Source organism: Lysinibacillus sp. RU7 (genome assembly GCF_057837305.1).
Map to the genome: position 1 here is coordinate 1 of NZ_JBYQFK010000150.1, position 264 is coordinate 264.

Here is a 264-nt window from a genome sequence, read left to right on the forward strand (position 1 = left end):
TTCTTATTGTGGCCCTTTTCGGTAATGATCCCTGGTATATGCTGATGTTAACGGCGGCCCAGCTAGTTTATGTACCTCTGTGTCTTACACTAATCCTAAATAGAGAGGATTGGTTTCATAAGGTGTATAAATGGGTTGGATGGATTCCATACCTAGCCATTGTGGTTTTATATACCGTTCCACAGACAGACCTTGATATCGCCGTCGCGGCTATATGGTTTATCTTTACACTTTTAATTGGATGCTACGGGCTAACCCGTTTCC

1 protein-coding gene is annotated in these 264 nt (G+C 42.8%); it reads left to right on the forward strand.

What is annotated here, in order from left to right:
- Positions 1-44 precede the first annotated feature (44 nt).
- A partial coding sequence (locus AC3II9_RS21885) for a YndJ family transporter (RefSeq protein WP_489158813.1) occupies positions 45-264 on the forward strand: 220 nt, incomplete at its 3' end.